The following is a 9,153-nucleotide window of genomic DNA, read 5'->3' on the forward strand; positions in this document are numbered from 1 at the left end:
GAAAAAGAGCTCCGGCAGCGGTACGAACAGCAGATGCAAACCCTTGCCGAACAACGCACGCGCACGGAAGCGGAGCTTGCGGCGCTCCGCGCCTCGTCCGCAACCGAAATCGCCGCGTTGCGCGAGAAAAACGCCGAAGAGCGGGCGGCCGAAAAGGCCGAACGCGAGCAGATTGAAGAGCGGTTCCGGGCGCAGTTCCGGAACCTTGCCAACGAAATCCTCGGCGAGCAGTCGAAACACTTCAAGCAAACCAACAAGGAGTCGCTCGACATCCTGCTCAAACCGTTCCGGGAGAACATCACCGAATTCCGCAAACGCGTAGAGGACATCTACACCACGCAGACCGCACAGCGGGGCGAGCTGAAGGCCGAGCTGAAAAACCTCATGGAGCTCAACCGCCGTATCACGACCGAAACCACGAACCTCACCAATGCGCTGAAAGGCAACTCGAAAGTGCAGGGCGACTGGGGCGAAATGCTGCTGGAAACCATCCTCGACAGCTCGGCGCTCATCAAGGGCATCCATTACCAGACACAGTACAATATCAAGGACGCGGAGGGACGCAACCTGCGGCCCGACGTGGTCCTGCACCTGCCCGAAAAAAAGGACATCGTCATCGACTCGAAAGTTTCGCTCACGGCGTTCGTCGGCTACACGGCCGCCGAAAACGAAGCGGAACGCCGCCGCTGCCTCGCGGGGCACGTCGCTTCCGTGCGCCAGCACGTCGCCGAGCTGGGACGCAAGGAGTACCAGCGGCAGCTCAATTCGCCCGACTTCGTCATCATGTTCATTCCCAACGAGCCGGCATTCCTGGCCGCCCTGCAGAACGATGCGGCCATCTGGTCGGACGCCTACGACAAGAAAGTAATCATTTCGTCGCCGACAAACCTCTTTGCGCTGCTCAAACTGGTCGCCGACCTGTGGAAATACAACGATCAGGACAAGAACACCAAAGAGATAGCCGCCTGCGGGCTGAAGCTCTACGAACAGTTAGTGGCTTTCACGGGTTCGCTCGAAGGGGTAGGCACAGCGCTGGACAAGGCGCGCGACGCCTACGACGACGCCTACAAACGGCTCTGCACGGGAAACGACAACATTGTCCGCGTCGGGGAGCGCCTGCGCAAAACCGCGCGCCTGCAAACCCGGAAACAGCACTCCGCGCGCACGCTCGAGCTTGCGGGCGGGGACGACATCCCGGCCATTCCCGAAACGGACACGGCGCCAGCCCGGCCGGAACCCGGCGACGAACAGGAGGAAAAATAGTCCGGCAGAGCGGCGCCGCGGCCAGCAGAATCCCCGCACGCAGGAAACAGCGGCAGGAAACGACACATCAGCAGGGGCTGGAAACGCCCCCGGAAAGTCCCGTCCGCGCACGATAAAACCCCGCAACCTCGGTTGCGGGGTTTTCCATACCCTACGGCCACCTTACGAATTCCGGACCGCTTTCCAGCTCGTGCGCATCCGCGACTCGATGCCCGGCGTCGCATCGTGCGCCATCGTTTCGACAATGTCCTCCCACGCCTCCGCGACCCAGTCCACCCGCCGCCGGCAATGCTTCAATATCTCCACGGCCCAAATCCGCACCGCAACCTTCACCGCGGGGTCGACGGCCCATTGCGCGGCCGTTTCGGCGATTCGCTCCAGGCAGGCCGGTTCGGGAGTATAACGCCCCAGCAGGTCGGCCATGATTTTTGCGAAATGGCGCCGGGCGCTGGCATCGGAGCATGCCGGGAAATCCGTCCGGCAAAAGGAGCCGGCATAAGGCATGAACGACTCGGGCGCTCCGAAATAGATTTTCTCGAGCACATAGGCTCCCCGGAACAGCACCTTGTGCCTCACGGGCTTCGGCAGCTCCCCGAGCGGGGAGGTCACGACCGCATACAGCAACCCGACGGCTCCGGCCTCGCGCACGCGCCGGGCTACCGTATCGGCAAAATCCGAATAAAACGGCGCCGACAACATCCCGGTCAGCTCTTCACGCGTCATGTCGGGCAGGCCTGTCAGAACAACTTTTTCCTAGAAGTGGTCACGACGAAATCTTTCAGGTAGAACGGCTCGAAATAGGCGATATCCACCGTCTGTCCCGCATCGAGCGCCTGCTGGGCCAACCGCGCCAGTCCCCGGGCCGAGGGAGTCACCTCGACCAGCAGGGCGTCGGTCAGCACCTCGGCGCATTTGCGGGCGCCGCTGCCGAAAATCACGAAGGGACGGCCCTGCGAACGGAACGCCCCGAAGCTCCCGGCATCGACCACCTCGGCCGACACTTCGTTCTGCGGACGGCCCTCGGCATCGAACACCTGCGCATACACCTCCATGCGGCGGGCATCGACCATCGGGCAGAGCAGCGCCCGCTCCCAGTCGGGAACGGAGAGTATCCCGGCTTCGTAGTCCTCGAGCGCCACCTCCGTCAGGGCGTCGAGCGAGCCGACGGCCACCAGCGGCTTCTGCAAACCGTAGCACAGCCCTTTGGCGAACGACACGCCGATACGCAGTCCGGTATAGGATCCGGGGCCTTTGCCGACAGCCACGGCATCCAGCTCATCGGGCGCAATCCCCGTTTCGCGCAGCAGTTCGTCGACGAACACACCGACCTTGCGGGCATGGTCGCGCCCCTCGTCGCTCTCGCGCAGCGAAAGCAGTTCGCCGTCTTTCGCTATCCCGACCGAACAAACGTCCGTGCCGGTTTCGATACATAGTATTAAGCTCATATCTTCGTTAAAATCCAATTCAATCGTCCAATACGCCCAACTGCTTCAACGCCTTCGCGATACCGTCGTCGTCGACCGATGCGGCGATGTAATCGGCAGCGTTCAGCGCCTCGTCGCAGGCATTGCCCATCGCCACGCCCGTGCCCGCGGCACGCAGCATCGCCACGTCGTTGCCGCCGTCGCCGAAAGCCGCGACTTCGGCCGCCGACAGGCCGTATGCGGCCATGAACTCCTGCATGCCAATCGACTTGTCCACGCCCCGCACGTTGATGTCGGCGAAGAACGGACACCAGCGGCTGGCAACGAGCGACGGCAACTCGGCCATCACGCGCTGTTGGGTTTCGGCATCGAAATAGAAACACATCTGGCAGCATTCGCTCCGGTCGAAGAGCGCGTACAAATCGGTCTGCTCGGGCACGGGATGCGCCACCATGTGCGCGACCCGTTCGACATCGGGCGTCACCCTATCGACGAAAACGCCGGTCTCCATTTCGAGGGCGACCGGGAAACCGTACTGCCGCCCCAACTCCATGGCGCGCGCGAAATCGGCACGCGGAATCAGGTGTTGGCTTACGACGCGGCCGTCGGCCGCCACGCAGCGGGCACCGTTGAGCGACACCACGCCGTCATAGGGAATCTTTTCCAGCGGTTCGAGGTCGTTCGCAGCGCGTCCCGTGGCGATAAAAAGCCGCACGCCCCGCTCGTGGGCCCGCAGCAGCGCGTCGAGCGCCGAGTCGGGAATCCGGTGTGTTTTAAAACTAATCAGCGTACCGTCGACATCCAGGAAAAGGGCTCGTATCATCGCTTGTAGTTTTTCATCGCCTTGTCGATTTCCCGCTTGGCATCGTTCTCTTTCAGGTATTCGCGCTTGTCGTAGGTCTTGCGTCCGCGGGCCAGTCCGACGACGACTTTCACCAGTCCCCGCTCGTTCAGGAACATGCGCAGCCCCACGATTGTAAGGCCCTTGTCCTGTCCGGCACGCTGGAGTTTGTCCAGCTCGCGGCGGTTCAGCAGCAGTTTGCGGTCGCGGCGCGGCGTATGGTTGTTGCACGTCCCCCACGCGTACTCGGCGATATTCACGCCCCGTATCCACAGCTCGCCCTTGTCGAAATAACAGAACGAATCGGTTAGCGAAGCCTTGCCCGCACGGATGGACTTGATTTCCGTGCCGACCAGCACGATGCCCGCAACGTACTCTTCCAGAATCTCATAGTCGAACGTCGCGCGCTTGTTACGGATATTTATCTTTTTCTGTTCACTCATATACTCGGAAACGGCACAATAATTGCCCATTTATTCGCAGGGGTGGGAATCGGTCAAGGTAACTAATTCTTTTATCTTTGATATGTTTTACACATCTTTCTGTTTATTTTCTGTTTGCACACGGTATGCGTAGCGATTACGTATACGACCCGAGACCCGCCCCTTTTTTTATTCTAACGTCATTTTCAATAAAACATACACCGGCACGCCGGAACCCGGTCACAGGATCAGGCGCTGCAATTTCCTTGCAATCGTCACTTTGACCTTGTTGAAACTGGCCAGCCGCAGCATCACTTCGTTCATCTGCTCGTCCGTCAGGCTCTCGTCCGCGAGTTTGGCCTGCCACTCCCGGATATATCCCTCGATTACTTTCGACTTGTATAGCGTCACGGCCTTGGGCACCCCCACGGCCAGCATCTCGGCATCGCTCTCGACGTGAATATCCTTGCGGCGCCACAACTCGCTCGGGACATAGTTGTCGTCCGAGGTGAGGATGTCCACCGAGAGGTTGCAGACCTCGGGGTCGGGATGGTTCAGGAAAAAGTGCGCCGGCACCTCCACCCCTGTCCCGAGCAGTTTCCATTGCTCGCGGTAGGTCGACAGTATCTGGTTGTAGAGCGGATTGCTGAACGTGAGCCCGTCGTTGTCCAGCTCCATGAAAATCACCTCGGCGACGTTGCACGGCACCATCGTCCGCCCCTCCTTGAATTCGAACGAGCAATGCCCGTATTTCAGCAGGTATTTCACAAGCTCGCGTTCCAGCGCCTCGGTGCTGCTTCCGGCTTCGACACGCTTGACGAACTCCACCTCGGCCTGCGGGACCTGCGGAGCCTCCGTGCGGCGGAGCGTCGTCTGGCGGCGTACGAACTCGTCCGCCTCCCGGTCGCCGGTGGTCGCCATGCGCTTGCGGGCCACCTCCGAGATGAGGATATTCTCGTCGATGTCCATGATGCGGGCGCACTCCTTGATATAAACCGACCGCTGAATCGGATCCGGAATCTGCGCAATCGACTGCACCATGTCGCCGATCAGCGCCGCCTTGCGTATCGGGTCGCCCTCGGCGTCCTTGAGCAGCAGTCTGGCCTTGAAAGCCAGGAAGTCCTGCTCGTTGGCGCGGATATACTCCTGCACCTCGGCGGCCGTATGCGCGCGCGCGAAAGAGTCCGGGTCTTCGGGCTCGGGCAGCAGCACCACGCGCACGTTCATGCCCTCCTTGAGAATCATGTCGATACCGCGCAGCGAGGCGTGAATACCCGCCGAATCACCGTCGTAAATGACCGTGATATTCTTCGTAAAACGGTTCAGCAGGCGTATCTGTTCGGTCGTAAGCGAGGTGCCGGACGAAGACACGACGTTTTCGACTCCGGCCTGGTGCATCGAAATCACGTCGGTGTAGCCCTCGACCATGATGGCGAAATCGAGCTGCTGAATCGCTTTCTTGGCGAAGTAAAGTCCGTAAAGTTCCCGCTTCTTGCTGTATATCTCGCTCTCGGGTGAATTCTGGTATTTGGCGACAGCCTTGTCGGTACGCAGCGTACGGCCGCCGAAAGCGACGATACGTCCCGAAATATTGTGCACGGGGAAGATGACCCGGTCCCGGAAACGGTCGTAGAGCGAACCGTCGCTCTCGCGCTTGAGCGAAAGGCCCGTCGACACGAGGAACTCCGCCTTGTACCCGGCCGCCAGCGCGTCTTTCGACATCCTGTCGCCGCGTGCGGGACAGAAGCCGAGGCCGAATTTCTTGATTGTGGCGTCGGTCATGCCGCGCTTCTGGCGGAAATAGGCCATGCCCACGCTCATGCCCTCGGTTTCGTGATGGAGGTAGTTGGCGAAATAGTCCGCCGCCCAGCTGTTCAGCGCGAACATCGACTCGCGGTCGTCGTTGCGGCGCACCTCCTCTTCGGTCATCTCCTTCTCCCTGACCTCGATGCCGTAACGTTTGGCGACCATTTTCAGCGCCTCGGGATAGGTGATGTTCTCATGCTCCATCAGGAACGTCACCGCATTGCCTCCCTTGCCGCAGCCGAAACATTTGTAGACTCCTTTCGAGGGCGAAACAACAAACGACGGGGTTTTCTCGTTATGAAACGGACAGCAGGCCTGGTAATTCACGCCCTTGCGTTTGAGCGTGACGTATTCGCCGACAATATCCACGATATTGGCGGCGGCGTAAATGCGGTCTACCGTTTCCCTGTCAATCATACCTGCAAAGGTAGTGATAAATTCAGAATTCGAAATTTATTTATACGGCCCTTTGCAGAATAATTGCTAATTTTGCAGCATATGGATTTCAAACTCGTATCGGACTACGCGCCCATGGGCGACCAGCCGGAAGCTATCGCACAGCTCGTCGGCTCGATCCGGCACGGCTCCAAACATAACACCCTGCTGGGTGTCACGGGCTCGGGAAAAACATTCACCGTGGCCAACGTCATCGCGGAACTGAACCGCCCGACACTCGTCCTGAGCCACAACAAGACCCTCGCGGCGCAGCTGTACGGCGAATTCAAAAACTTCTTCCCGGAGAACGCCGTGGAGTACTTCGTTTCGTACTACGACTATTACCAGCCCGAGGCCTACCTCCCGACGACGGACACCTATATCGAAAAAGACCTCTCGATCAACGCCGAGATCGAGAAACTGCGGCTGCGCACCACGGCTACCCTGCTCTCGGGACGGCGCGACGTAATCGTCGTGTCGAGCGTGTCGTGCCTCTACGGCTGCGGCAACCCGGCGGATTTCCACGCCACGGCCATCAACATCCGGGTCGGGCAGGTCGTCAGCTACAAGCACTTCCTCTACAAGCTGGTCGAAGCGCTCTACACCCGCACCGAACGCGACCTGGAGCCGGCGACGTTCCGCGTCAACGGCGACACGGTGGACATCATGGCGGCCTTCGGCGAATTCGGCAGCCAGTGTTTCCGCGTGATGTTCTACGACAACGAAATCGAGGCCATCCAAACCATCGACCCCGCCACGGGCCAGCGCATCCATTCGCTCGACAACCTGACGCTCTACCCCACGAGCCTCTTCGTGACGACCAAGGAGCGCATCAACTGCGCCGTGCAGCAGATATACCTCGATTTGGGCAAGCAAATCGAGTTCTTCGAACGCGCCGGACGCCCGATGGAGGCGCAGCGCATCAAGCAGCGCGTGGAATACGACATCGAGATGATTAAGGAGCTGGGCTACTGCCCCGGCATCGAAAACTACTCGCGCTATTTCGACGGTCGGGCCGAGGGCACGCGCCCGTTCTGCCTGATCGACTACTTCCCCAAGGACTACATGATGGTCGTGGACGAGAGCCACGTAACCCTGCCGCAGGTGCACGCCATGTTCGGCGGCGACCGTGCACGCAAGGAGAACCTCGTGGAGTACGGTTTCCGGCTCCCGGCTGCCAAGGATAACCGCCCGGTGACCTTCGCGGAGTTCGAGCAGCTGCAGGGCACTTCGATTTACGTGAGCGCCACACCGGCCGATTACGAACTGATGAAGAGCGAGGGCGTGATTGTCGAGCAGCTGATTCGCCCCACGGGCCTGGTCGACCCGCCGCTCGAGGTGCGCGTCACAATCAACCAGATCGACGACCTGCTCGAAGAGATCGACAAGCGCGTGAAGAACGACGACAAGGTGCTCGTCACGACCATCACCAAGCGCATGGCCGAGGAGCTCTCCAAATATTTCGACCGCGTGGGCGTTCGCAACCGCTACATCCATTCGGACGTCGACACGCTGGAGCGCATCCAAATCCTGGAAGACCTGCGTGCCGGGATGTTCGACGTGCTGGTGGGCGTGAACCTCCTGCGCGAAGGCCTCGACCTGCCCGAAGTGGCGCTGGTGGCGATTCTCGACGCCGACAAGGAGGGATTCCTGCGCAACGTGCGGTCGCTGACGCAGATTGCCGGACGCGCCGCTCGGCACTCGCAGGGCAACGTAATCCTCTATGCCGACACCTGCACCGACTCGATGCGTTTCGCCATCGAGCAGAGCAACCGCCGCCGCGAGAAGCAAGTGCATTACAACATGGAACACGGGATGCTGCCGCGCCGGGCGCAGAAGAGCGGTACGGGGCAGCGTACGCTGCTCACGGCGCGCACCGACATCCCGGAAATCGATTTGGCGGCCTACCCGATTGCCGAGGAGCATTACATGACGGCCGCCGACGTACGGAAAACCTACGTCGCGAGCGAAAACCTCGACACCCTGATCGCCAAGGCGCGCGAAGACATGGAACGTGCAGCCAAGTCGCTCGACTTCCTCGCCGCGGCCAAGTTCCGCGACCGGATGTACGAGTTGCAGAAGCTCAAGGAGGAAAACCGCAAGAACTGAAACGGGCGTTTAAGTCCGTTTTCGACGAAACCGCCCTTGCCGCAGTTATTTCGGCAGGGGCGGTTTTCTGTTTTCCGGCGCTTGCCGGAAAGTTCTATGCTGCGGATTATTCGCACGCCGCATGGCGGAACGTGAAATACTTGGCGGCCAGGTAGCTGTATATCATCGTGACGAAAGTCGCCATCATCTGCGAGGGCGTAGCCCAGAATCCGCAGAACTCGACGAAGAATTTCAGGCAGACATAGTTCACCACGACCGAGCCCGCGACCGACAGCAGGTAGCGGAAAAGCTGCGTACCCGCAGGAATCGGGGAGCGGCGGAAAGCCACATGGCGGTTCAGCCAGAATCCGGTGAAAAACGTCAGGGGGAAGACGGCCAGCATCGTTGCGACATGCGGTGAAATCACAACGAATCCCAGGTCGAGCAGTTGTTTGTCGAAGACGAAATTATAACCGAGGAAATAACAGACCCAGCTGAACACCACGTTCGCCCCGCCGCAGACGACATAACGGAACGTCTGACGCGGCAAAACGGCAGCGACGGGCCGTATGTAGAACCAGTCGACAAAACGGATTATCAGCCCGGAAAGACGCATCAGCGGGCGGTGTAGGGCCACATGCCGGGAAAACGGTCGCTGTAATTGCGGATAAAGAGCGCGCACGCCTCCGCATCGGCCGCCTCGAACGGCGAAACCATGTATTTACTGCCGTAACGGTAGATTCCGCAGCGCACCGACGCATCCTTCTTCACGGCTTCCGCCGCGGCGCGCGCCGCATTCTCCGGCGTGCTGAAGACGCCCAGCACCACGTAATGACGACCCGAAACGAGTGACGCGGGCACATCTGCCGAACCC

At 60.2% G+C, this 9,153-nt stretch carries 8 protein-coding genes and 1 pseudogene; 2 read left to right on the top strand and 7 right to left on the bottom strand.

Going from position 1 to position 9,153, the window contains the following annotated elements; genetic code table 11:
• Positions 1-1,263: DNA recombination protein RmuC (locus tag QZT71_RS11095; protein WP_295916128.1), on the top strand; the 1,263-nt coding region annotated here is incomplete at its 5' end.
• Between the two features lie 162 nt (positions 1,264-1,425).
• On the opposite strand, the gene QZT71_RS11100 is transcribed toward QZT71_RS11095, so the two are convergent.
• The 5 genes from QZT71_RS11100 to dnaG form a co-directional block, all read right to left on the bottom strand.
• Positions 1,426-1,986 carry a hypothetical protein gene (locus QZT71_RS11100; RefSeq protein ID WP_295916130.1) on the bottom strand — a complete coding sequence of 187 codons (561 nt, stop codon included), beginning with the start codon at positions 1,984-1,986 and terminating at the stop codon, positions 1,426-1,428.
• A gap of 14 nt (positions 1,987-2,000) precedes the next feature.
• Positions 2,001-2,708, bottom strand: a complete 708-nt coding sequence (gene tsaB, locus QZT71_RS11105) for a tRNA (adenosine(37)-N6)-threonylcarbamoyltransferase complex dimerization subunit type 1 TsaB (protein ID WP_295916133.1) — start codon at positions 2,706-2,708, stop codon at positions 2,001-2,003.
• A gap of 19 nt (positions 2,709-2,727) precedes the next feature.
• Positions 2,728-3,510, bottom strand: coding sequence for an HAD family hydrolase (locus QZT71_RS11110; protein WP_295916135.1), 783 nt, complete (start codon positions 3,508-3,510; stop codon positions 2,728-2,730).
• Positions 3,507-3,971 carry an SsrA-binding protein SmpB gene (gene smpB / locus QZT71_RS11115; RefSeq protein ID WP_295916137.1) on the bottom strand — a complete coding sequence of 155 codons (465 nt, stop codon included), beginning with the start codon at positions 3,969-3,971 and terminating at the stop codon, positions 3,507-3,509. Before smpB ends, QZT71_RS11110 begins: the two co-directional genes overlap by 4 nt.
• 219 nt (positions 3,972-4,190) lie before the next feature.
• On the bottom strand, positions 4,191-6,173 hold the full coding sequence (gene dnaG / locus QZT71_RS11120) for a DNA primase (protein ID WP_295916139.1): 1,983 nt from the start codon (positions 6,171-6,173) through the stop codon (positions 4,191-4,193).
• Between the two features lie 81 nt (positions 6,174-6,254).
• Between dnaG and uvrB the strand changes: the two genes are divergently transcribed.
• Positions 6,255-8,300, top strand: a complete 2,046-nt coding sequence (gene uvrB, locus QZT71_RS11125) for an excinuclease ABC subunit UvrB (protein WP_295916143.1) — start codon at positions 6,255-6,257, stop codon at positions 8,298-8,300.
• A 106-nt stretch (positions 8,301-8,406) separates the two neighbouring features.
• Here uvrB and QZT71_RS11130 read toward each other — a convergent pair whose 3' ends face one another.
• Entirely contained in the window at positions 8,407-8,895 is a 489-nt protein-coding gene (locus tag QZT71_RS11130) for a GtrA family protein (RefSeq protein ID WP_295916144.1), read from the bottom strand.
• Positions 8,895-9,153 (bottom strand): annotated as a pseudogene (locus tag QZT71_RS11135) (hypothetical protein); the annotation flags it as partial. The gene QZT71_RS11130 and the pseudogene QZT71_RS11135, both read right to left, overlap by 1 nt.

Source organism: uncultured Alistipes sp. (assembly GCF_902388705.1).
GTDB lineage: Bacteria > Bacteroidota > Bacteroidia > Bacteroidales > Rikenellaceae > Alistipes.